Annotated in this window: 19 protein-coding genes, 1 pseudogene and 1 other annotated feature; of the genes and pseudogenes, 17 read left to right on the top strand and 3 right to left on the bottom strand. The window is 35.3% G+C overall.

The window, feature by feature from the left end; translation table 11 throughout:
- Nucleotides 1-3 precede the first annotated feature (3 nt).
- Nucleotides 4-1,770, bottom strand: coding sequence for a penicillin-binding protein 2 (locus U860_RS0124355; protein WP_025150563.1), 1,767 nt, complete (start codon nucleotides 1,768-1,770; stop codon nucleotides 4-6).
- A 401-nt stretch (nucleotides 1,771-2,171) separates the two neighbouring features.
- On the opposite strand from U860_RS0124355, the gene U860_RS0124350 reads away from it, so the two are divergent.
- Together U860_RS0124350 and bla are read left to right on the top strand one after the other, a co-directional pair.
- Entirely contained in the window at nucleotides 2,172-4,307 is a 2,136-nt protein-coding gene (locus tag U860_RS0124350) for a penicillin-binding protein 2 (protein ID WP_025150562.1), read from the top strand.
- A gap of 268 nt (nucleotides 4,308-4,575) precedes the next feature.
- Complete coding sequence (gene bla, locus U860_RS0124345; protein ID WP_081806897.1) at nucleotides 4,576-5,514, top strand: class A beta-lactamase Bla1; 939 nt, start codon at nucleotides 4,576-4,578, stop codon at nucleotides 5,512-5,514.
- Between the two features lie 326 nt (nucleotides 5,515-5,840).
- On the opposite strand, the gene proC is transcribed toward bla, so the two are convergent.
- Nucleotides 5,841-6,662 carry a pyrroline-5-carboxylate reductase gene (gene proC / locus U860_RS0124340; protein ID WP_025150560.1) on the bottom strand — a complete coding sequence of 274 codons (822 nt, stop codon included), beginning with the start codon at nucleotides 6,660-6,662 and terminating at the stop codon, nucleotides 5,841-5,843.
- Nucleotides 6,663-7,169: 507 nt separating this feature from the next.
- Nucleotides 7,170-7,382 (top strand) — a binding site (T-box leader).
- A gap of 139 nt (nucleotides 7,383-7,521) precedes the next feature.
- Here proC and proB point away from each other — a divergent pair.
- Both proB and U860_RS0124330 read left to right on the top strand, forming a co-directional pair.
- On the top strand, nucleotides 7,522-8,625 hold the full coding sequence (proB, locus tag U860_RS0124335) for a glutamate 5-kinase (RefSeq protein ID WP_025150559.1): 1,104 nt from the start codon (nucleotides 7,522-7,524) through the stop codon (nucleotides 8,623-8,625).
- 176 nt (nucleotides 8,626-8,801) lie between these two features.
- Nucleotides 8,802-10,049: a glutamate-5-semialdehyde dehydrogenase gene (locus U860_RS0124330; protein WP_025150558.1), complete on the top strand. Its 1,248-nt coding sequence runs from the start codon at nucleotides 8,802-8,804 to the stop codon at nucleotides 10,047-10,049.
- A 214-nt stretch (nucleotides 10,050-10,263) separates the two neighbouring features.
- On the opposite strand, the pseudogene U860_RS31920 reads toward U860_RS0124330, so the two are convergent.
- Nucleotides 10,264-10,578 (bottom strand): annotated as a pseudogene (locus U860_RS31920) (spore germination protein XA); the annotation flags it as partial.
- Between the two features lie 254 nt (nucleotides 10,579-10,832).
- On the opposite strand from U860_RS31920, the gene U860_RS0124320 reads away from it, so the two are divergent.
- The 13 genes from U860_RS0124320 to U860_RS0124265 all read left to right on the top strand — a co-directional run bounded on the left by U860_RS0124320 (nucleotide 10,833) and on the right by U860_RS0124265 (nucleotide 24,017).
- Entirely contained in the window at nucleotides 10,833-11,609 is a 777-nt protein-coding gene (locus U860_RS0124320) for a metallophosphoesterase (RefSeq protein ID WP_025150556.1), read from the top strand.
- Nucleotides 11,610-11,835: 226 nt separating this feature from the next.
- Complete coding sequence (locus U860_RS0124315; RefSeq protein ID WP_002172024.1) at nucleotides 11,836-12,087, top strand: hypothetical protein; 252 nt, start codon at nucleotides 11,836-11,838, stop codon at nucleotides 12,085-12,087.
- 195 nt (nucleotides 12,088-12,282) lie between these two features.
- Entirely contained in the window at nucleotides 12,283-13,008 is a 726-nt protein-coding gene (locus U860_RS0124310; RefSeq protein WP_025150555.1) for an ABC transporter ATP-binding protein, read from the top strand.
- Nucleotides 13,005-14,024 carry an ABC transporter permease gene (locus U860_RS0124305; protein ID WP_002172026.1) on the top strand — a complete coding sequence of 340 codons (1,020 nt, stop codon included), beginning with the start codon at nucleotides 13,005-13,007 and terminating at the stop codon, nucleotides 14,022-14,024. The genes U860_RS0124310 and U860_RS0124305 overlap by 4 nt, the downstream gene beginning before the upstream one ends.
- Before the next feature lie 24 nt (nucleotides 14,025-14,048).
- Nucleotides 14,049-14,702 (top strand): TetR/AcrR family transcriptional regulator, encoded by a 654-nt coding sequence (locus tag U860_RS0124300; protein WP_025150554.1) that lies wholly within the window; start codon nucleotides 14,049-14,051, stop codon nucleotides 14,700-14,702.
- A gap of 11 nt (nucleotides 14,703-14,713) precedes the next feature.
- On the top strand, nucleotides 14,714-14,872 hold the full coding sequence (locus U860_RS35695) for a hypothetical protein (protein WP_162791016.1): 159 nt from the start codon (nucleotides 14,714-14,716) through the stop codon (nucleotides 14,870-14,872).
- A 1,144-nt stretch (nucleotides 14,873-16,016) separates the two neighbouring features.
- On the top strand, nucleotides 16,017-17,162 hold the full coding sequence (locus U860_RS0124295) for an acyl-CoA dehydrogenase (protein WP_002172028.1): 1,146 nt from the start codon (nucleotides 16,017-16,019) through the stop codon (nucleotides 17,160-17,162).
- A gap of 15 nt (nucleotides 17,163-17,177) precedes the next feature.
- Nucleotides 17,178-18,515, top strand: a complete 1,338-nt coding sequence (locus U860_RS0124290) for an acetyl-CoA carboxylase biotin carboxylase subunit (RefSeq protein ID WP_002172029.1) — start codon at nucleotides 17,178-17,180, stop codon at nucleotides 18,513-18,515.
- A 26-nt stretch (nucleotides 18,516-18,541) separates the two neighbouring features.
- The gene (locus U860_RS0124285) at nucleotides 18,542-18,757 is read left to right on the top strand and encodes an acetyl-CoA carboxylase biotin carboxyl carrier protein subunit (protein ID WP_025150553.1); all 216 of its coding nucleotides are present in this window, start codon (nucleotides 18,542-18,544) and stop codon (nucleotides 18,755-18,757) included.
- A gap of 21 nt (nucleotides 18,758-18,778) precedes the next feature.
- Nucleotides 18,779-19,690, top strand: coding sequence for a hydroxymethylglutaryl-CoA lyase (mvaB, locus tag U860_RS0124280; protein WP_025150552.1), 912 nt, complete (start codon nucleotides 18,779-18,781; stop codon nucleotides 19,688-19,690).
- A 4-nt stretch (nucleotides 19,691-19,694) separates the two neighbouring features.
- Nucleotides 19,695-20,483, top strand: a complete 789-nt coding sequence (locus tag U860_RS0124275) for an enoyl-CoA hydratase (protein ID WP_025150551.1) — start codon at nucleotides 19,695-19,697, stop codon at nucleotides 20,481-20,483.
- Between the two features lie 2 nt (nucleotides 20,484-20,485).
- Complete coding sequence (locus U860_RS0124270) at nucleotides 20,486-22,027, top strand: acyl-CoA carboxylase subunit beta (RefSeq protein ID WP_002119534.1); 1,542 nt, start codon at nucleotides 20,486-20,488, stop codon at nucleotides 22,025-22,027.
- A 49-nt stretch (nucleotides 22,028-22,076) separates the two neighbouring features.
- Entirely contained in the window at nucleotides 22,077-24,017 is a 1,941-nt protein-coding gene (locus tag U860_RS0124265; protein WP_025150550.1) for an AMP-binding protein, read from the top strand.
- Nucleotides 24,018-24,042: the final 25 nt, after the last annotated feature.

Below are 24,042 nucleotides of genomic sequence, written 5' to 3'. Positions count from 1 at the left end.
GGTTCACTTTAATGAACCTTCCTCTTTATCTTTATCCTCTTTTTGAAGAGTATTCCAGGAATCTAAAATTTCTGCTGTAACAAGAGCGGCACTATTCTTTTCTGAATTACCACCAGGAATAACAACAGAAATGGCGATTTGTGGATCCTTGGCAGGAGCATATGCAATGAAAAGAGAATGATTTATCACTCTTTCTTGCTCATTCGGAGAACCTGTTATACCCGTTTTACCTGCGACATGAAAGGGCAAGTTTTTAATCTCCTCTATATTGTGACTCATCCCACCTTGCACGACGCTCCAAAATTCCATAGGATAACGATTTGAACTTTCTAAGATTGGTTTAAACTTTTTTGAATCATTACCGTCATGAGCAATAATAGAACTTACGATTTGAGGTTTATATTTATCACCTTTACTTGCCAAAGTTGCTGCATATTGAGCAAGTTGAAGAGGGGTGTGTACTTCATTTCCTCCCCAAGAAGCATTTAATAAAGCAGAGACTCCATTTTCAAACTTACTAGATGGATGAAATTCATATTGTCCGTCTTCTTCAAAGGGTAAATCAATCCCAGTTTTAGAACGGAGGCCGAATTGCATTAAATAATCTGTCCATATATTTGCTACTTTTTCTATATTCCCATTATTTTGGTTGAATAATGGTAAAGCTACTTTTGCTGTCATAAATGTATTAGATGAATTAATGATAGCCTGACTCGGTGTAATTTCACCTGTTGGCGTTCCAGGTGCATTCGTAATGTTATTTTGATTATCATACTGAAAAGTACCTTTATCTAAATAAGTATCTTCAGGTTGAAAAAGCTTTTCGTTTAATCCAATTAAAATAGTAAGAGGCTTTATAGTAGAGGCCATATTTACATAAGATTTACCATACTTTAATTTTTGAATTGCTTTATTTTGCGAAAGTGATTTGATGTTTTCTTTTTTAGATGATACATGTGTATGTAATGTATTTGGATCAAAAACTGCCGAGTTGGCCATAGTTAAAATTGCACCAGTTTTTACATCGGTCACTACAACATAACCAGCATTAGCATCAGGTATTTTCTTAATTTGAGATCTTAATTCTTCCTCTGTTTTTTGTTGCAGCTTAGAATCTATAGCTAGTTGAACATCTTTTCCGTTTTGTACTTTTTGAATGTTCCAAAAGAACTTTTTATTATTTATTTTAAAAATAAGAGTTTTTCCTGGTTTTCCTTTTAAATCATTTTCATATTGAAGCTCAACCCCACTTTTTCCAACAGGTGCGTACTTTGAATTAAGGTCATTTTCTACATACCCAATTACTTGTGATGCAATTTCGTGCTTTGGATAATATCGAATCCATTCATCTTTGATTATTACATTATTGGGTTTGTTTTTGTTTATGAATGTAAGTTCATCCTCATTTATGTCAGAGTATAACGGTATATCATTCATAGTCTGCTTTTTACAAGATTGTTGTAATTGTGATTTTATGTCCTCTGCAGAAATATCATGTTGAAACTCGCTTGAAAATTGATTGAAAAAAGCTAATGTGTTTGATGTATCTTGATTCGATAGCTTTTCATCATTAGAAGTGCAATATAGAGACTTAACTTTCTTATTTGTAGCTAGTATTACACCATTTTGATCAAGAATTTTTCCTCTTTCAGATGTAGAGGTAGTGATAGTAAATGAAATGGAATCGATTCTTAGCAAGATTATTAGAATTAAGCTTAAAATGGAAATAACTGCCAAAAGTCTCCATCTTTTTATTTTTGCATGTAACATAAAACCCTCCCTTATTTAGCTTATTTCATCTTATAGTTAATTATTTTTTTTGTAAATGTGGAACAACTTTATTACTTAGATTGTCTATTAAGTATTACAGCATGAAGAAAGGAATAATTAGTATGAAAAGTTACTAGCAAGTCTATGTGTAAGTTTAATATGAGTCATTATACAGTTTAGCATTTTTAATGCAAGCGACAAAAAATAGAGAGAAAAACAGGAAAGGAGATTTATCAATTACGCGGCTAAACGAAAAGGAATTGACGCTTACAAGGATTTAGAAAAAAAGATAAGACACTATTTATAACTGAATGGTGGTTTCTAATATATAGGGAACGTATTTAGTATATTTATTTACTAAGTATTAGTGAAGAGTTCCGGAAGAATTATATGGAGGATTTATGAAAAAACAAAAAGAAAAGAAGCAGAAGACATATATATCTATTCGATTAAATATAATGTTCCTTTGCATATTTGTACTCTTCTCAGCTATTATTATGCAGCTAGGAAAAGTACAAATCGTTGAGGGAGAGGCTTATAAGAACCAAGTGGAAAACAGTCAAAATGAAACAACTAGTATACCAGTTCCACGTGGACAAATTCTAGATCGAGAAGGGAAAACAGTCGTTAATAATAAATCTCTTCGCACAATTACGTATACAAGGGTGAAGGGGATTACGAGTGAAGATATTTTAAAAACAGCAAAAGACTTGGCGAAAGTACTTGAAATGCCCGAACAAGATATAAATAAGTTAACCGATATCGATAAAAAAGATTTCTGGATGCAGTTGAATACGAAACGTGCGGAGACAAAGATTACTAAAAAAGATATAGAAAAGTTTAAAGAAAAGGGAATAGAGGGAAAAGAGTTAGATAAAAAAATTGAAGACTTAAGACGAAGTCGCGTTACAGAAGTAGAATTGGCAGAATTAACAGCACAAGATTTAAAGGTGTTAGCTATTAAAAGTAAAATGAGTTCGGGTTATCAACTGACACCACAAATTATTAAAAAAGATGTAACAGATCAAGAGTATGCGCGGATAAGTGAAAGGCTTGCGGAGTTCCCGGGAGTAGATGCAAAGGTTGATTGGGAACGTAATTATGTAAATGGTAATTTATTTCGTTCTGTGTTAGGTAATATTACAAGCAGTGAAGAAGGATTACCGAAAGAAAACTTAGATTCTTATTTGGTACGTGGATATAACCGTAATGATCGTGTAGGAAAAAGTTATATTGAACAACGATATGAAGATGTATTACACGGTACAAAAGAAGAAGTGAAAAACATTACTGATAAATCAGGAAACATTATAAACACAGAAATAATCTCTAAAGGAAAAAGTGGTAATAGTTTAACATTAACGATTGATATGGAATTACAAAAGAAAGTGGAAGAAAGTATAGAGAAAAATTTGAGAGCTTTTAAGAGTTCAGAGCCATTGATGGACCGAGCTTTTGTCGTCATGATGAATCCAAATAACGGACAGATTTTATCTATGGCAGGCAAAAAGATTGTAGAAAAAGAAGGGAAAGTAGAGATTGAGGATCTGGCATTAGGTAACATGACAACTTCGTATGAACTAGGATCAGCTGTAAAAGGTGCTACTTTATTAACTGGATACGAGACAGGGGCAATACAGCCAGGAGATCAATTTTATGACGCACCGATGAAATTTAAAGGTACACAAGCTAAGAAATCATGGAATGTATCCGGATTTGGTAATATTAACGATTTACGAGCTTTACAAGTATCTTCAAATGTATATATGTTCCAGACAGCATTAAAAATTGCGGGGGTTAATTACGTACCAAATGGTTCATTGGATATTAAACAAGAAGCATTTGATACGATGCGTTATTATTTTAAACAATTTGGTTTAGGAGTGCCAACAGGTATTGATTTACCGAATGAAATAACTGGACAAACTAGAAAAGTAGATAGTCAGCCTGGGTTTTTACTAGATTTCTCTATCGGTCAGTATGATACGTATACGCCATTGCAATTGGCACAATATATTTCAACTATTGCTAATGGCGGTTATAGAATGCAACCTCAAATTGTACAAGAAATAAAAGAACAATCAATAAAAGAAGAGGTTGGCAAAGTTATACGCTCCATAGAGCCGGTCGTATTAAATCGAGTTGATATGAAGAAAGAACATATTGATCGAGTAAAAGAGGGCTTTAGATGGGTATTTCAAGAAGGTGATGGAACTGGCGTGAAGTATTTCAAAAACGCACCATACAAGCCAGCAGGAAAGACGGGGACAGCTCAAACTGTATATGGTGGAGATGATCCAATTGGTAGAAATGCAAAAGGTGAACGTATGGAATGTTATAACTTAACATTAGTTGGATATGCTCCATATGATAATCCAGAAGTAGCATTTTCTGTAGTAGTCCCATGGCTTCATAATGATAAAAGTGGAATTAATTCTGTAATTGGAAAGGAAGTTTTAGATGTATACTTTGATTTAAAAAAGCAACGTATACATGGTGAAGCTACTAGTACAGATAGTCCTAATCAAAAGCAGTAAAATTTATGCACTTTTCTTAAGGGGAGAGCCCCTGTTTATATAAAAGTCTTTCTAAGTTAGAGAAAAAGTTAGATTTGAAATGAGAAATAGCAGCTATCATAGTTGCTATTTCTTATTGTTGTTAATACCTCTGTTATTATTTAAAAAGTTTTTTGAATGAATGGAACAAACTTGTTACTTAGAGTGTCTATTATATGTACGTATAAAAACAGGTGTTCAAATGGGATACAGTGTATTGAATTTAATATTTATTTTCAGTATTAAAAATTTGAAAGGAATGATATTTTTGAAAAACAAGAGGCTGCTAAAAATAGGGATTTGTGCTGGCATATTAGGCTTAGGTCTTTCAAGCCTAGAAATTTTTACAGGAGGGTCATTGCAAGTTGAAGCGAAAGAAAAGACAGGACAAGTTAAACATAAAAATCATGCGACTTATAAAGAATTCTCTCAACTTGAGAAAAAATTTGATGCTCGATTAGGCGTGTATGCAATTGATACTGGTACAAATCGAACAATTGCTTATCGACCTAATGAGCGGTTTGCCTATGCATCAACCTACAAGGCTCTAGCTGCAGGAGTATTGCTACAGCAAAACTCAATTAATAAATTAAATGAAGTTATCACCTATACTAAAGAAGACTTAGTGGAATATTCACCCATTACAGAGAAAAATGTAGGTACAGGCATGAAACTTGGGGAAATAGCAGAGGCTGCTGTTCGTTCCAGTGATAATACTGCAGGGAACCTTTTGTTTAATAAAATAGGTGGACCTAAAGGATATGAAAAAGCGCTTAGACAGATCGGTGATCGAGTTACAATGGCTGAACGCTTTGAGACAGAGTTAAACGAGGCTACTCCAGGAGACATTCGTGATACAAGTACAGCCAAAACACTTGCTACCAACCTTAAGGAATTTACGGTCGGAAATGCGCTTCCAGCTGACAAACGAAAAATTCTTACAGATTGGATGAAAGGAAATGCTACAGGAGACAAACTTATCCGTGCTGGTGTACCAACCGACTGGGAAGTTGGAGATAAATCTGGAGCTGGAAGTTATGGGACACGAAATGACATTGCTATCGTTTGGCCGCCGAATAGAGCACCTATTATCATCGCAATTCTATCCAGTAGAGATGAGAAAGAGGCTACCTATAATAATGAACTAATTGCGCAGGCTGCTGAAGTTGTAACAAATGCTCTTAGGTAATAAACTCTCAGTTTTTTCATTTCATTACCTTATGTAATCAAAAGCATAAAATTAGAAAACCGACTCTTTTTCGTGTGAAATGAATCGGTTTTTGTATGTAGGCAGAATCTTATGAGGGAAATAAGTGGGGAAGACTAGAGGTAAAAAAAGACATGTAATTAGGAAGGTATAAAATTATTTAAGAATAATAAAAAAATAAAACGGACAATCTCAAGTAAGCATGAATTTGTCCGTTTTATTTACTACTGATAATAAGGGATTATCTAAAGCAAATGTGAATATGGTCTACAACTATTTCAAGGTATACACAATTGTGCAATTTTATCTTAATTGTTTTCCGTTAAACTAGATAATTCAGCAGATTTTTGAGTACAACGTTTCATAGCTGAAATGATGGCTGTTCTCAAGCCTTTTTCTTCTAATGTTGCTACAGCCTCTATTGTCGTTCCACCTGGAGAACAAACCATATCTTTCAATGCACCTGGGTGTATTCCTGTCTCTAGTACCATTTTTGCAGAACCTAATACAGCCTGGGCTGCGAATTTATATGCTTGATTTCTTGGCATACCATCCAGTACAGCAGCATCTGCCATGGCTTCTATAAACATATATACATAGGCTGGCGAAGAACCACTTACAGAAGTTACAACATCCATTAATTTTTCATTTACTATCTCTGTTTGGCCAAAACTATTAAAAATGTGTAGTATATCTTCTAAATCTTTTTCTTTAACCATTTCATTAGGACATAATGCAGACATTCCTTCGCCAACAAGAGCTGGTGTATTAGGCATTACTCTTACAATCCTTAACTTTCTACCAAAAGCATTCTCAGTACTCATAATGCTTTTTCCTGCAGCGATAGTTACGACTATTACATCGTTTTTTATTTGCTCTTTTATTTCGTTAATTACTGATAAATATAGGTCTGGCTTGATTGACAAAACTAAGATGTCAGCATTTTTAGCTACCTCATTGTTGTCAGTAGTTATAGTTATGCCATATTTTTCACTAGCTTTCTTTAAATTAGTAACGTTTAAATCTGAACAAATTATTTTATCTGAAGACACTATATTTTTGTTTATCATCCCGCCGATCATAGCCATCCCCATATTTCCGCATCCGATGAATCCAATTTGTTTGTCCATAATAACTCGATCTTGCTCCTTTTATAATCAATTTTATCGGTTTGAAATTATTATTCTGAAAAAATTAAATAATATCCCATACAATATAAAGAAACATTTTAAGAGAGTATATTCCTTTTTGCAATACCAAAGATAAAGAAATTAATTTTATTTGATACTATATAAGTACATGCAGTATAATTAAATTTTTTGTATTATCTACCACCTGATAACATTAAAAATCATGTTGGATAATAGCAACACATTCTATTATTTATATAAAGGATTAGGAGAAGTTGGAGGATTTGTGACATGACTTGCTCTATTTGTTGCATGCTAAGAGATGTTTAGAAGGCTTTATGTTGATGAATAATCAATAAGGTATAGTTATATCAACGTTCTCTAGATATGATGATATTCATACAGTCTGTACATAATTTCATACTAAAATCTTGTCGCTCTATTAAATTTTCGAAATATCTCTTGACACAAAAACAAACTATATCGCATAATATATAAAAATTAAATTGAAAATCGTTGAAGGGAACTAGTACATATGTCTTCTTGCGAAAGAGAGTGGAATTCACCGGCTGAAAGATTCCTCGTATAGAAAGTATCGAACCTATCCCTGAGTCTTAAATGAAAGTTTAGGCGTACGCCTGCGTTATAGGCGCTAAGTGGATATATATGTGTATATCAATGAAGGTGGTACCGCGGAACAATGACCGTTTCGTCCTTTTTATTAAGGGCGAAGCGGTCATTTTTTATTTTGCTCTTTATTTTAATAGGCGTAGCATTGATGAGAGGAAACATTGCTGCAAACTGCATGTATAGAAGTGCAATTTATAAAAGCTGTGATTTTAGACTAGGGGGTACAAAAGTGAAAAAACAACGAATTGTTGTAAAGATCGGGAGCAGTTCCTTGGCGACTAATCATGGAGGCATCTCTGCGGAACAACTTTCAGATCACGTTGCAGCTTTGGCGAGATTGAAACAGGAAGGACATGAAGTTTTGCTAATTACATCTGGGGCCGTCGCTGCAGGTTTTTCTGCTCTAGGGTACCCTAACCGACCTGTAACAATTAAAGGTAAACAGGCTGCTGCTGCTGTCGGACAAAGTTTGTTAATGCAGGCATACACGGAGGAATTCCGTAAATATGATATCGTTACCGCGCAACTCTTACTAACGAGAAGTGATTTTTCTAGAAAAGAACAATACAGTAATGCTTATGCTACTTTAGGGGAGCTACTAAACCGTTCCGCTCTTCCTATAATCAATGAAAATGATTCTATTTCTTTAGAGGAGTTGACTTTTGGTGATAATGATATGCTGTCAGCTTTAGTAAGTGGGCTTGTTTCGGCGGATATGCTCATGATTTTTACGGATGTGAATGGTTTATATGACCAGAATCCCCAGAAAAATGCAGACGCGAAAAAATATTATTTCCTCCCTGAGGTTACGAAAGAAATCGCTTCTCTTGCTGGTGATGCTGGCTCAAAACTGGGAACTGGCGGTATGAAATCGAAAATCGATGCTGCAAAGACGGCAATTTCTCTTGGGGTGAGTGTATTTATCGGGACAGGTCGTGGACATGAGAAGTTTTTAGATGTTTTGAAGGGGAAAGGTGATGGAACGTATATCGGTAATGCCCCTCAAAAAGTGATTAAGATGAATAAGCAGTGGATTGCGTTACATTCGCTTGTCAGCGGACAAATCGAAGTGGATGCTGGAGCAGCCGCTGCCATCATTCAGCATGGAAAGAGTCTTCTTCCTGCTGGTGTTACTAGTGTGTCTGGGTTCTTCCAAGCAGACGAAGTTGTGGAGGTCGTAACGCAACAAGGGCGCGTAATAGGGAAAGGGCAATGCAGATATAGTGCAGAGGAACTAAGGGATCTAAAAGGTATGCAGAGCCAAGACATTCAAGCGCGATGTGAAAGGCATAGCTATGAAGTCATCCATAGGGATAATTGGGTTTCATTTTAAGAATAGAGTGGACTCATCCAAGTGTAGAGCGAAGAGTCGACCGTTATAAATCTGACTCTAAATCTTCAATAAATTCAACGCATATCTAGGCAGGAAAGGCTTAGATGATAGTGCTTTGCTGGAGTTAAACGGGTCTCAAATGTTACCTTTTAATCTTTAAAAAGGAGGAAATGAAAATGAATGAAGTGTTGGCAAAAGGACAAAAAGCAAAGAAGATTGCTAGAGAACTTGTGCTCAAATCTACAGATCAAAAAAACGAAGCACTTGCCGCGATTGCTGATCAATTGATAATAGAAACAGCTTATATTTTAGAGGAGAACATACGGGATATTGAAGGAGGTAAGGCAAAAGGATTTTCTGCTTCTCTCCTTGATCGCCTTATGCTGAATGAACAGCGTATTATTGATATGACAGAGGGTATCAAGCAACTAATTGATTTGCGTGATCCTGTTGGAGAGTGTGTAAGTGCATGGGAAAGGGTCAATGGATTATCTATTCAGGAGATGCGTGTGCCACTAGGTGTTGTCGGGATGATATACGAGGCGCGGCCAAATGTGACGGTAGATGCGGCCACAATTTGCTTAAAAACAGGAAATGCAGTGATCTTGCGTGGTAGTTCTTCCGCTACGTATTCCAACAAAGCCATCGTGGCTGTTATTCACCGAGCGCTCAAAAAAACGAGCTTACCTCCAGAAAGCGTACAGCTCATAGAAGATACGTCACGAGATAGCGCAAAGCAGCTGTTTACATTAAACGAGTACTTGGATGTTCTAATCCCAAGAGGTGGCAAACAGTTAATAGATACTGTAGTGAGAGAAGCTTCTGTTCCAGTACTAGAAACAGGTGCGGGAAATTGTCACGTTTTCATTGATGAAACAGCAGATAAACAAATGGCATTTGATATTATCATAAACGCCAAAACGCAGCGTCCATCTGTTTGTAATGCAATTGAAACGATTATACTTCATGAAAATTGGGCGCAGCGATTTGGTAGCATACTATTTTCTTCCTTGAAGGAAAGAGGAGTAGAGCTACGTGGAGATAATAAAGTATTAGAAATTGATTCTTCTATTATACCGGCTTCAGAAGAAGACTGGGGAACAGAATTTTTATCTCTCACGCTGGCAGTCAAAGTGGTTTCCTCTGCCGAAGAAGCAATTAATCATATAAATACTTATGGATCCATGCATTCTGAAGCGATTATTACAGAGAATGAGGAAAACGTCAGCAAATTTTTTACATCCGTCGATGCCGCGGCACTCTACCATAATGCTTCGACTCGTTTTACTGATGGTTTTGAATTTGGCTTCGGCGCAGAAATCGGCATCAGTACGCAAAAGTTACACGTAAGGGGACCAATGGGGCTTCCTGCATTGACTTCCACAAAATATGTGATTCGTGGAAATGGACAGATTCGGAGATAATAAATATAGGGGAAGAGAAAAAAGCTACATGCCTACTAAACTGACAAGACAGGTTGAGCCTAAAGCAAAATGCGTATGCTGAAGGTTTTTAAATTGACAACATATAAATAGAAAGAGGACTGGAATACGGTCCTTTTTTGTTTCTTCTCGAAGCATTATGCTTGTGTAAATCTTTTAATAAAAGGGCATGTCTATAAGGTGAAATGACCAATGCTTTTTCTATTAAGGTTACATTAGTGTTAATATCGAAATTAAGTACAAACATTCCTTTTTGAAAATTAACATCTATCGCCCTTGTCGCATTCAGTACCAGTATAAAAGTGTTTAGTTTTTGGTTGGAGTTTTTAAGCGGAAGCGCAAGGTGTAAGATTATCCGGCCTATATTTTGGGGCTTATTTATAAGATTGAAAAACATAACATCTTTTTTAAGGATAGGAATTAAATATTTTCCTTGCAAATCTAAAAATGGAATTCCAATCGTGTCAATTTCATTCATTGTTTTCTTGATAATTGGAACGACTTTTATCATTTTAAGAATGGAATCCGAAATCTTCATTTGTAAAATTTGATAAGGTAATATATAACAGGAAGACATACGAAGCCATTCAAGATTCCAATGATATGGTGATCCGAACTCGATATTTGTGTTATCGTTATGGAAAGCAGTTTAATACATATTGAAGTAATAAAGTAGTAAGGAAATATTAATGGATTTTGGTGCTAAAAATAAAAAAGATAAATAATTCTATATGTTAAATTAATGAAAATCTTTTAGGAGAAACTATGAAAAAAAATATTAATAGAATCATATTGATTATTGGTACGTTAGTGGGTATTAGTATATTTTTATATTTGCAGAACAATTTAATAAGTGTAAGTGAAATTAAAACAACATCTAGTAAAATTCCCTCCTCTTTTAAAGGCTATAAAATCCTCCAGCTTTCAGACTTACATAATAAAAAATTTGGCGATAATCAAGACGTGTTAATTAAAAAAGTAAAAAGTATTAAACCTGATATCATTACTATAACGGGTGATTTAATAGACAGTAAATCATACGATGCAGAAGTTAGTTTGCAAGTAATACGAGAGCTTGTAAAGGAATATCCGGTATATTTTGTGACAGGAAATCATGAAAAGTGGTCAGGGAAATATAGCAGTTTAGAGAAAGAATTGAAGAAAAACCATGTCACTGTTTTAAGAAATGAACATATAAACATTCAAAAAGACGGACAGGAAATATATTTGTTAGGTATAGATGATCCTGAATTTACTAGTGGAAACCATAATGAAGGATCTATAGTAAAAAATGAGATTGTTAAAGTGAAAAATGAAGTAAATCCAGATGGATATAAGGTACTACTTTCTCACAGACCTGAATTTTTGCTACCATTTATAGGTGGGCTGGTTGCTCCTAATCAGGGTATATTGCCTAAATATACTGCAGGTTTATACATGAAGCAAAATACGTCCATGATAGTCAGTAGAGGACTGGGGAATAGTATAATCCCGCAAAGAATTTTCAATAGGCCAGAAATTGTAGTCGTACAGTTAAATTAATCTGTGCGGCTTTTTTATTTTGAAGGGAAATTAATTATTAAGTAAAGATACCTTTACTTTAGTACAAGTTTCTATTACAAATTTGTTAAAATTTTTCCAGGCTACATAAAGTAACAAAATTTGACCTAATGAGTTTGTTATAGTGTAAATAATCAAAAAAATCAAAAATTAGTCGAGTTAAAATGGTTATTATTAAACGATATTAAAAATATAAAGGGGTGTACACATGCATAAAGAATTTGAAATTGAAGAATATACGGCAATTGAAGAACAAATTCATTATTATTGTAAATGTTTATTGGTAAGTCATCCTGAACAAATTGTAAAATATTTAGAAAAAAGATTAGAAAAGTATACGGAAACATTGCAATATGCACATTTATATCCTGAAACGGTTATTTTACCAATACAGCAATTAATTATCGAATATTCTTTAGATGTAGCTAGAATTAGAAAATATATGAATTTAAAAACATAGATAAGAAGTAATGGTTCAAAATGAAACAGAGTCGACTTTAAGAAAAATTATTCTAATGTCGACTCTGTTTCATTGTGTAGTTGTTGGCCAAAAATAAATAGTAATAAATAGTAATGAATTAAGTTTGACATATAACAACTCGAGAGTAAAATAAAAGTGAGTACTCACTCATTTTATGAAAAAGGGGGATTTTGAGTGCAGCAACCTTCAATTATTTTACGAGATGTATCAAAAAAATTTGGAAAAAAAGAAGTTTTGCACAATCTTTCGTTGCAAGTAGAAAAAGCGGAAATTTTTGGATTGGTTGGACCTTCCGGATCAGGGAAAACGACGCTTATTAAAATGATTGCAGGTATTAATGAGTCAACTACAGGGGATGTAATTGTTTTCAATACAAACATGCCTAATTTAAATGAAATGAAAAGAATTGGTTATATGGCTCAGGCTGATGCTTTATACGAAGAACTATCAGCATATGAAAATGCAGATTTTATTGCAACGATGTATGGATTGAAAGGTAAGCGAAAAAAAGAGAGAATAGAAGAAGTTTTTGAACTTGTACAATTGTCACAGCATCTGAAAAAGCAAGTGCAGCATTTTTCAGGTGGAATGAAAAAGCGTTTATCATTGGCGATAGCACTTCTTCATGAACCAGAAATATTAATTTTAGATGAGCCAACAGTTGGGATAGATCCGCTTCTTCGAAAGTCGATTTGGGAGAAGTTTTATGATCTTAAAAAGAAAGGCACAACTATTATTGTAACAACACACATTATGGATGAAGCTGAGTTTTGCGAACGACTAGGGTTAATTAGAGAAGGGGATTTAGTTGCGATTGGCACACCCGAGGAATTGAAAAAACAAACATCATCTGGACGAATTGAGGATGTCTTTTTGTTAGAAGGAGTGATTGAATCATGAGAGTTAATGGTGTAATTATCCGTATCATTCGTCAATTTTTTCGAGATAAGCGTTCTTTAGCAATGATGTTTGGGGCACCTATGTTATTGCTTTGGTTATTGTCTCTAGTATTTACACAAAAAGATTATATACCGCATATAGCTGTAGTTGATGTGCCTGCTCCTATAGTAAAAGCGATGAAGAATCAAGAAGCATCAATTTATGAATATAGCAAAGAGAAAGCAATTTCGGAGTTAGAAAAGCAAAAGGTAGATGCAGTAATTCATTTAGAAAATGGAAAGATGAATCTTCTATTAGAAGGCAGTGATTCATCAAAAAATCGTGCTGTACTTCAAGTATTGCAAAAAAGCACAGAGAAAAATGATGTATCAATTATGAAGCCTGAAGTTAATTATTTACATGGATCTAAAGACTTTACGATGTTTGACGGACTTGGTCCCGTATTAATCGGTTTCTTTACATTTTTCTTTGTATTCATATTGTCAGGAGTATCTTTTGTAAGAGAACGTTTAAGTGGTACATTAGAGAGATTATTGTCCACACCAGTGAGAAGATGGGAAATAGTTGTAGGATATATTATTGGTTTTGGAATCTTTGCATTTATACAATCTATCATTATCGTAAGTTTTTCGGTTTATATTTTAGACTTATATGTAGCAGGCTCCATCTGGTTGACTTTACTTATTACATGTATGCTTTCTTTAACTGCCCTAACATTAGGTACATTTCTATCGGCATACGCAAATAATGAATTTCAAATGATCCAGTTTATACCGCTTGTTATCGTACCGCAAGTTTTCTTTTCTGGGTTGTTTCCAATTGAATCCATGAATAAGTGGTTACAAATGTTAGGAAAATTATTTCCCCTCACATATGGTGCTGACGCAATGAGACAAGTGATGATTCGAAATCAAGGATTTAAAGAGATTGCAGTAGATCTTACTGTTTTACTTCTTTTTTCACTATTATTTGCAGTAGGAAATGTATTTGCTTTAAAGAAACATCGTAAAATATAATGATGACAAAAAGGAGCTTTATAAATGAGGAAGGATTGGCTTGAAGAATTAATTGCTGCAACAAATACTGATAAACGAAATGAACGTCAAATGCGTATATTAGAGGCAGCTGTTGATATGTTTGGGCAAAAAGGGTACGCTGCAACTTCAACAAATGAAATTGCAAAGCGAGCGGGTGTAGCGGAAGGAACGATCTTCCGCTACTATAAAACGAAAAAAGATTTATTGTTAGCGGTCGTAATGCCAACTTTAACAAAGTTCGCTGCACCATTTTTCGTACAAGCTTTTGCAAAAGAAATATTTAAAACTAATTATGAATCATATGAAGGACTTTTAAGAGTAGTAATTAATAATAGATTTGAATTTGCCAAAAAGCACTTTCCAATGATAAAAATATTAATTCAAGAAGTACCATTTCAACCAGAACTAAAAAGTGAAATACAGCAATTAGTGGAAACAGAACTACTTTCACATTTTAAGAAGTTAATTGTGAAGTTTCAAGAAGATGGGAAAATTATTGAAATACCACCATCTTCCGTATTACGTCTTACTTTATCAGCTGTACTAGGATTACTCTTAACTCGATTTTTATTATTGCCTGAAGAGAAATGGGACGATGAAGTGGAAATTGAAAATACGATTCAATTTATATTATACGGATTAATACCGCGGAGTTAATAAAATAAATCATGCAAAATCCTCCGATTGTTCAAGTTGCTCAAAGGAATGAATTACTATCAGGTCCGATTAATACACACCTACCGTTAATTCTTCTAGGAAATTTAAAATCAAGCAAAAATAGAACGTTAACGGCTCTATGGCTATCTGATTACACTGGAGTAGTCTAATAAGGACTTTCAATTGAACATTATAATATGGTATAAGAACTACAAAAGAAACACAAAATTTAAGGCGATCGATTTAAAATCGATTGCCTTTTTTCTATTTCAGAAAAGAGGCGTAACGTAATATTGGCTAAGTTAAACGAGTGAAAACAATAAATCACAACAATAGACTACAGGATGAATTAACATAAGAACTCAGTGTTAATCGGAGAACGTTCTGTGGGTGCTGTAAAAAATAGCGGGCTTTATCGCTTTCAAAAGCGAAAGCGTTGATAGTTTTCTAGCAGAAGTAAGTATGCGCACAGTTTATGAATTTAATCGGATTAACTTTAAGGTAATATTCGGAGTAATAAAGGTTCTTTTACACGACATGAAATGAAATCGAAAAAAATCGATTAAATTAAAAGTTAAAATTAGGTGATTAAGAAAATAGATTGTCGAATTTTATTACTCGTGAACATTTGTTTAAATATCTATTAACAATCGCGCATTTTAAAAGGTTAAAAATTAATTGAAATATGAATGTCATTTTAATTTTAAACCTGATTAAAGATCTATATTTATGACATATAACAAAGTGAAGGATTAAGAATTAGGATGTAATGTTGCTAATGCAGAAGGTAGTGTTTAAAAATTATAGGAAGAATTTTTATTAGTTATTAATGCATACGCCGCGTTATTTATCAAATTGAAATGTATGTGAGCTTATTTTTAGGTATTATAAAACACAGCTTTAAAATGTATGAGCATATGCTAGAAGAACTTTATAAATATGCAGAGAAGCGAAAAACAGTTAGCAGTTTGATTACCATATTAAAATCGTAGGCAATACGGTTTGATGAAAAGTATTTATTAAAATAAACATATTTCGAATCACATCCTAAGGTGTTAGTGAAAATCTTTGATTCGGGAAAAAATAGAGATTATTAAACAAAAAAAATACATAATTCGACATGAAACTACCTATGTTGTTGTAGAACAATGTAGGAATTTTTTTGTGCATTAGTACAGAATCTGTTTTAAAATTGAGTTATGACAGAATTGTAGCAATTGTCTAACTAATTTTTTTGTCTTTTAAGTAGTAATGTTTGTAGTACAAACTCGCACGCTGTCGAAACTCAATATTCGATAAGGGGTGTGTAGCGGAATGGAATTTACTCTAACTCGCGAAAAACAAATGATTAAAGAAATGGTACGTGACTTTGCTGAAAAGGAAATCGCACCGAAGGCTGTATATTATGACAAAACTGCGGAATTTCCATATGAAACATTTCAAAAAATGGGCGAACTAGGATTATTAGGCATCCCATTCCCAGAAGAGTATGGAGGTTCAGGTGGCGATACAGTATCGTACGCGTTAGCAGTTGAAGAAATTGGTCGTGCTTGTGGTGGGACAGGTTTAAGCTACGCTGCAACAATTTCATTAGGAGCTTCTCCAATTTATTATTTCGGTACAGAAGAACAAAAGCAAAAGTATTTAGTTCCAATGGCATCAGGTAAAACATTAGGTGCCTTCGGATTAACGGAGCCAAACGCTGGATCTGATGCAGGAGGCACACAGACGAAAGCAATTTTAGATGGCGATGAATATGTAATTAGTGGCGAAAAGTGTTGGATTACAAATGCAGAGTATGCAAATACAATCATTGTAACCGCTATCAACGGTGTTGAAGAGAATGGTAAAAAACGTATTTCTGCATTCATTGTACCGACTACTAGTGAAGGATTAACGATTTCAAGTCCTTACGATAAGATGGGTGTTCGCGCTTCTAATACTTGTGAAATCGTACTTGATGGTGTGCGTGTACCGAAAGAAAATATACTTGGTGATGTAAATAAAGGATTTAAACAATTCTTATATACACTTGATGGAGGACGTATTTCAATCGCAGCATTAGCAGTAGGTATTGCACAATCTGCATTTGAACGTGCTCTGCAATATGCGAAAGAACGTCAACAATTTGGAAAAGCAATTTCTAATTTCCAAGCGATTCAATTTAAATTAGCTGATATGGCGACTGAAGTGGAATTAGCGCGTAATTTAGTACATAAGGCAGCTTGGTTAAAAGATAATGATAAACCTTTCGGTAAAGAAGCGGCTATGGCAAAACTGTTTGCCTCTGAAGCAGCAAGTCGTATAGCAAATCAAGCAGTACAAATTCATGGTGGATATGGCTATATGCGTGAATATGAAGTTGAACGACATATTCGTGATGCAAAACTGTTAGAAATTGGTGAAGGAACTTCTGAAATTCAACGTCTCGTAATTGCAAGACATTTAGGATGTAGATAAAAAGGAGGAATCACTATGTTTCAAAAAATATTAATTGCTAATCGCGGGGAAATCGCAGTTCGCATTATGAAAACTTGTCAAAAACTTGGAATTCGTACCGTTGCTATTTATTCTGAGGCAGATGAAAATGCCCTTCATGTGAAAATGGCAAATGAGGCTTACTTAGTAGGTGGGCCACGTGTCCAAGAAAGCTATTTAAATCTTGAAAAAATTATTGAAATAGCTAAGAAGACAAATGCTGAAGCAATCCATCCGGGGTACGGATTATTATCAGAGAATCCATCTTTTCCGATTCGCTGTAAAGAAGAAGGAATCGTATTTATTGGCCCTTCAGAAGAAATCATTACGAAGATGGGAAGTAAAATTGAATCACGTATAGCAATGCAAGCAGCAGATGTACCAGTAGTTCCAGGTATAACTACAAATATTGAAACTGCTGAAGAAGCAATTGAAATTGCAAAACAAATTGGTTATCCATTAATGCTTAAGGCATCCGCGGGCGGCGGAGGCATTGGAATGCAGTTGATGGAAACTGAGCAAACGCTCACCAAAGCATTTGAAAGTAATAAAACAAGAGCACAAAACTTCTTTGGTAACGGTGAAATGTATTTAGAGCGCTATATAGCAGATGCACACCATATTGAAATTCAGCTTTTAGCAGATACTCATGGTAATACAGTGTATTTATGGGAACGCGAATGTTCAGTACAGCGCCGAAATCAAAAAGTAATTGAAGAAGCACCTTCACCATTTTTAGATGAAGGTACACGAAAAGCTATGGGAGAAGTTGCTGTACAAGCTGCTAAAGCTCTTGGTTATACAAATGCAGGTACAGTTGAGTTTCTTGTAGATGATCAGAAAAACTTCTATTTCTTAGAGATGAATACGAGATTACAAGTAGAACATCCAGTTACGGAAGAAATTACTGGTTTAGACCTTGTTGAACAACAACTCCTTATTGCATGCGGTGAAAAGCTATCATTTACACAGGATGATGTAAAACGTAGTGGTCATGCCATTGAGGCTCGTATTTATGCAGAAGATCCGAAAACATTCTTCCCATCACCAGGGAAAATTACAGATTTAACGCTACCGACAAGTGTACGTATTGATCACTTTTTAGAGAATAATGTAACAATTACACCTTTCTATGATCCAATGATTGCAAAAGTCATTGCTCATGGTGAAACTCGTGAAGAGGCAATTTCAAAATTAGAAAATGCTCTAGAAGAGTTAAAAGTAGAAGGTATTAAAACAAATACACCGATGCTACTGCAAGTATTGGAAGACGATGTATTCAAAAGTGGTATTTATACAACGGGTTTTGTAACGAAACAACTTGTTAAAAAATAAGGTTTATGAATATTAAGGGGGAAAAAATGATGACGAAAGTATATGCATCGATGGCAGGAAATGTTTGGAAGATAGTTGTAGGAGTAGGAGATACAGTAGAGGAAGAGCAGGATGTCGTCATTTTGGAATCTATGAAAATGGAAATTCCAATCATTTCAGAAGACGCTGGAACGGTTATGAAAATAAACGTGCAAGAAGGCGATTTTGTAAATGAAGGAGATGTATTACTAGAAATTGAATAGGGAGATATAGGGGGAAGCGAATTGAAACTACCTAATTTTGCTGTCATTAAAGAAGTAGGGCCACGTGATGGCTTACAGAATGAAAAAAAGATTGTTGGCACAAAAGATAAAGTAAAATGGATTCAACTACTTACAGAAGCGGGATTGTCGTACGTTGAAGTTTCCTCATTCGTTCACCCTAAATGGGTTCCTGCATTAGCAGATGCAAGTGATGTATTTTCTGAGCTAAAAAGGGATCCAAATGTTACATATGCAGCGCTTGTTCCAAATCAAAATGGTTTGGAACGAGCTTTTTTGCAAAATGTAGATGAGGTGAATGTTTTTTTATCAGCAAGTGAATCTCATAATAAAAGTAATATTAATAAATCAATCAAGGAAGCATTAGCAGTGATCGAAGATTTAACGAAACAAGCAATGTTTGAAGGGAAAAAAGTAAGAGGATATGTTTCTACTGTGTTTGGCTGCCCTTATGAAGGGGATATAAGTGTAGAAGCTGTTGATGAATTATGTAATCAACTATTTTCATATGGCATTTATGAAATCTCTCTTGGTGACACGATTGGTGTAGCAAATCCGTTACAAGTAGAGCAAGTATTGGAGCACCTATTAAAGAAGTATGATGCTTCGCAGTTTGCAATGCATTTTCATAATACGTATGGAATGGCACTTGCAAATGTAGTTAAGTCTTTAGAATATGGTATTACAACGTTTGATAGTTCTTGTGGTGGACTTGGAGGCTGTCCTTATGCACCGGGAGCATCGGGTAATGTTGCAACTGATGACTTAGTACATATGCTCCATAAGTTAGGGGTCCAAACAAATATAGATGAAGAAAAGTTATTGAGGGCTAGTCAATTTATTCAAAGTAAATTAAACATCCAATTACCGAGTCATGTGTATAGAGCGCTTCAACATAAAACGATAAGTAGGTGAGAAGATGCTACAACTACAAAACATATCAGTTGAATATGTTACACCGCACGTTGTAAAGATTTCGTTAAATCGTGAAAAACAAGCAAACTCATTATCTTTAGCATTATTAGACGAATTACAAACTATATTAACTCAAATAAACGAAGAAACGAATACACGCGTAGTTATTTTAACAGGGGCTGGTGAAAAAGCGTTTTGTGCTGGTGCTGATTTAAAAGAACGCGCTGGCATGAATGAAGAACAAGTTCGCCATGCTGTTGGTATGATTCGTTCTACTATGGAGATGGTTGAACAATTACCACAGCCTGTAATTGCCGCTATAAATGGAATCGCTCTTGGTGGTGGTACTGAATTAAGCTTAGCTTGTGATTTTAGAATGGCTTCTGACTCCGCAAGCCTTGGTCTTACGGAAACTTCACTTGCAATTATACCAGGAGCAGGTGGTACGCAGCGCTTGCCAAGATTAATAGGGGTAGGTAGAGCGAAAGAGTTAATTTATACAGGAAGACGTATTTCAGCGCAAGAAGCGAAAGAATATGGTTTAGTAGAATTCGTCGTACCAGCTGATTTACTAGAGGAGAAAGCAATTGAAATTGCAGAGCGAATTGCTAGTAATGGTCCAATTGCTGTTCGATTAGCAAAAGAGGCAATTTCAAATGGTATTCAAGTAGATTTACATACCGGATTACAAATGGAAAAACAAGCGTATGAGGGTGTAATCCATACGAAAGATAGATTAGAAGGATTACAGGCATTTAAGGAAAAACGCAAGCCTATGTATAAGGGGGAGTAAATATGTTAGACCAAAAACAACAATCTAATTCATTTGAGGAACGAGTTGAAACAATTAAGCAAGGCGGAGCACCGAAATATCATGAACAAAACAAAGCAAAGGGAAAACTTTTTGTTCGCGATCGTTTAGCTCTTTTATTTGATAATGGCGAATATGTGGAAGATGCATTATTTGCAAATTGTGAACAAACAGGACTACCAGCTGATGGTGTTGTAACTGCGACTGGTAAAATACATGGTCGTACTGCGTGTGTAATGGCAAATGATTCAACAGTTAAGGCCGGATCATGGGGATCACGTACAGTTGAAAAGATTTTACGTATTCAAGAAACGGCTGAGAAGTTACGCGTGCCGTTATTTTATTTAGTTGACTCTGCTGGGGCACGTATAACAGATCAAGTTGAAATGTTCCCTGGACGCCGTGGTGCAGGAAGAATCTTTTATAATCAAGTGAAATTATCAGGTAAAGTTCCGCAAATTTGCTTATTATTTGGACCTTCAGCAGCTGGTGGTGCGTATATTCCAGCATTTTGTGATGTTGTTATGATGGTTGAAGGAAATGCATCAATGTATTTAGGCTCCCCGCGTATGGCTGAAATGGTTATCGGTGAGAAGGTAACTTTAGAAGAAATGGGTGGAGCTCGTATGCATTGCTCAGTATCAGGATGCGGAGATGTTTTATGTAAAACAGAAGAAGATGCAATTACTCAAGCAAGACAATATATTTCATATTTTCCAAGTAACTATTTAGAAAAGACTCCTTTGATTACACCTCAAGAACCGAAACAGTTCGATAAAACGTTAGAAGAAATCATTCCAGAAAATCAAAATGCTCCTTTCAATATGAAGGATCTTATTAATAGAATTATTGATGAAGGCTCTTTCTTTGAAGTGAAAAAATTATTCGCTCAAGAACTAATTACAGGTTTAGCACGCATCGATGGTAAGCCTATCGGCATTATTGCAAATCAGCCGCGTATGAAGGGCGGCGTTTTATTCCACGATTCAGCTGATAAAGCAGCGAAATTCATTAATTTATGTGATGCATATCATATTCCATTATTATTCCTTGCAGATGTACCTGGATTTATGATTGGTACAAAAGTAGAACGTGCTGGTATTATTCGTCACGGTGCAAAAATGATCTCTGCAATGAGTGAAGCAACTGTACCGAAAATTTCTATCGTTGTTCGTAAAGCATATGGCGCTGGTTTATATGCAATGGCAGGTCCAGCCTTTGAACCAGATTGCTGCTTAGCATTACCGACAGCTTCTATTGCAGTAATGGGTCCAGAAGCAGCGGTCAATGCTGTATATGCAAATAAAATTGCAGCTTTACCAGAAGAAGAACGTGCAAGCTTCATTGCTGAAAAACGTGAAGAGTATAAGAAAGATATTGATATTTATCATTTAGCATCAGAGATGGTGATTGATGGTATTGTTCATCCAAACAATTTACGTGAAGAGTTAAAAGGACGATTCGAAATGTATATGAGTAAATATCAAGTGTTCACGGATCGCAAACATCCTGTATATCCAGTTTAAAAGCCCTATTTAGGGCTTTCTTGCTCAAAAAGTCAAGGAGGGGAAAACATTGAAACAAGCAGTTTGGTTTCCAACAGAAGAATATAAAGAAAAAACGCGTTTATTTAGTTGGATGAAATCATTAGGCTATGAAGATTACGAAGCTTTTTATAATAAGTCGATTGAAGAAACAGCGTGGTTTTGGGGAGAAGCTGAGAAAGCGGTTGGCTATCAGTGGATGAAACCATATACAGAAGTATTAGATTTAGAAAATGGTACACCTTTTGCACAGTGGTATAATGGGGGAACTTGTAATGTAGTAGAATCTGCTTTATCTCGCTGGCTTGCTGACGATGAAACAAAAACACAGCCAGCACTTATGTATGAAGGAGAAAATGGAACAACGAAGTCATTTACGTATGAAGAGCTTGATAGCTGGGTAAGCCGTGTTGCAAATGGCTTAAAACATGCAGGTATTGAGAAAGGCGATCGTGTAACAATTTATATGCCGATGATTCCTGAAACAGTTGTTGCTATGCTAGCTGTAATGAAAATTGGAGCGATTATTTCGCCAATATTTTCAGGATTTGCTGCTGATGCAGTTATGACTCGCGTACAAGCAGCTGGTTCAAAAATGATTATTACTGCAGATGGATTTTCACGTCGTGGGAAAATTGTTTCTTTAAAAGATGAAGTAGATAAAGCTTGTGAACATTGCCCAACAGTTGAAAAGGTTGTAATTGTTCGTCATGCAGGAAATGATTTTACACCGCATAACTATGATTTTTCATGGAGTACGTTAGAAAAAGAAAAACCATTCACACATGCTGAAGAAATGCATAGTGATGATCCGTTAATGCTCATTTATACATCAGGAACGACTGGAAAACCGAAGGGAACAGTACACACGCATGCTGGTTTCCCGCTAAAATCTGCATTTGATGCGGGATTTGGTATGAATATAAAACAAGGCGACCGGGTATTATGGGTAACCGATATGGGCTGGATGATGGGGCCATTTTTATTATTCGGTTCTTTTATTAATGGAGCAACGATGGTTATGTACGAAGGCGTTCCAGATTTCCCAGAGGCAGACCGCTTATGGGAGACAGTCGATAAATATAAAATTACTCATCTTGGTATTTCACCAACATTAATCCGTGCGTTAATGTCAAAAGGTGATGAGTATGTAAATAAACACTCGTTAAAGAGTTTAGAAGTATTCGCATCAACAGGAGAGCCTTGGAATCCAGATCCATGGATGTGGCTATTTGAAACGGTTGGAAAAGGGAAAGTACCAATTTGTAACTATTCAGGAGGAACAGAAATTTCTGGTGGGATTTTCGGGAATGTCCTTATTAAGCCGATTGCACCAATTAGTTTTAACGCATCTTTACCAGGAATGGCAGCAGTTGTACTCGATGACCAAGGTAAACCGATTCGTGATGAAGTTGGAGAATTATGTTTAGAAAAACCTTGGGTGGGTATGACGAAAAGTTTCTGGGAAGATGATGAGCGTTATGTAAACACATATTGGTCACGTTTTGAAAATAAATGGGTGCATGGTGACTGGGTCATTTATGACGGTGAACAATATATCATAACAGGACGTTCAGATGATACGCTAAATATTGCTGGAAAACGTATTGGACCTGCTGAATATGAATCTATTCTTGTGAAACATAATGATGTAATAGAAGCAGCAGCAATTGGTGTCCCTGACGAAGTAAAAGGTGAGGTTTGTCATTGCTTCGTAGTATTGCGAGACGGTGTAATCTTCTCGGGAGAATTAAAGAAAGAATTAATGAGCTTAGTAAACTCTCATATTGGAAAAGCATTATGCCCTAAAGATATTCACGTTGTAGAAGATTTACCAAAAACTCGTAATTCCAAAGTTATGAGACGTGTCATTAAAGCTGCATACTTAGGAAAAGAATTAGGAGACTTATCGTCACTTGTAAATCCTGAAGTGGTTCAGTTTATTCAGGGGTTACAGTCTAGCAAACTATAAAATTAAAAATATAAAAACTGACCTC

The sequence above is a fragment of the Bacillus sp. H1a genome (assembly GCF_000633475.1).
GTDB classification, from domain to species: Bacteria; Bacillota; Bacilli; order Bacillales; family Bacillaceae_G; genus Bacillus_A; species Bacillus_A paramycoides.
This window is presented reverse-complemented; position numbering and strand designations above follow the sequence as displayed.

Coding starts and splice junctions, on each gene's coding strand:
- U860_RS0124300 (WP_025150554.1), top strand. CDS start 14,049: ATGAGGAAGGATTGGCTTGAAGAATTAATTGCTGCAACAAATACTGAT.
- U860_RS0124305 (WP_002172026.1), top strand. CDS start 13,005: ATGAGAGTTAATGGTGTAATTATCCGTATCATTCGTCAATTTTTTCGA.
- U860_RS35695 (WP_162791016.1), top strand. CDS start 14,714: ATGCAAAATCCTCCGATTGTTCAAGTTGCTCAAAGGAATGAATTACTA.
- U860_RS0124355 (WP_025150563.1), bottom strand. CDS start 1,770: ATGTTACATGCAAAAATAAAAAGATGGAGACTTTTGGCAGTTATTTCC.
- U860_RS0124320 (WP_025150556.1), top strand. CDS start 10,833: ATGAAAAAAAATATTAATAGAATCATATTGATTATTGGTACGTTAGTG.
- proC (WP_025150560.1), bottom strand. CDS start 6,662: ATGGACAAACAAATTGGATTCATCGGATGCGGAAATATGGGGATGGCT.
- U860_RS0124315 (WP_002172024.1), top strand. CDS start 11,836: ATGCATAAAGAATTTGAAATTGAAGAATATACGGCAATTGAAGAACAA.
- U860_RS0124330 (WP_025150558.1), top strand. CDS start 8,802: ATGAATGAAGTGTTGGCAAAAGGACAAAAAGCAAAGAAGATTGCTAGA.
- U860_RS0124270 (WP_002119534.1), top strand. CDS start 20,486: ATGTTAGACCAAAAACAACAATCTAATTCATTTGAGGAACGAGTTGAA.
- U860_RS0124285 (WP_025150553.1), top strand. CDS start 18,542: ATGATGACGAAAGTATATGCATCGATGGCAGGAAATGTTTGGAAGATA.
- U860_RS0124290 (WP_002172029.1), top strand. CDS start 17,178: ATGTTTCAAAAAATATTAATTGCTAATCGCGGGGAAATCGCAGTTCGC.
- U860_RS0124275 (WP_025150551.1), top strand. CDS start 19,695: ATGCTACAACTACAAAACATATCAGTTGAATATGTTACACCGCACGTT.
- U860_RS0124295 (WP_002172028.1), top strand. CDS start 16,017: ATGGAATTTACTCTAACTCGCGAAAAACAAATGATTAAAGAAATGGTA.
- U860_RS0124350 (WP_025150562.1), top strand. CDS start 2,172: ATGAAAAAACAAAAAGAAAAGAAGCAGAAGACATATATATCTATTCGA.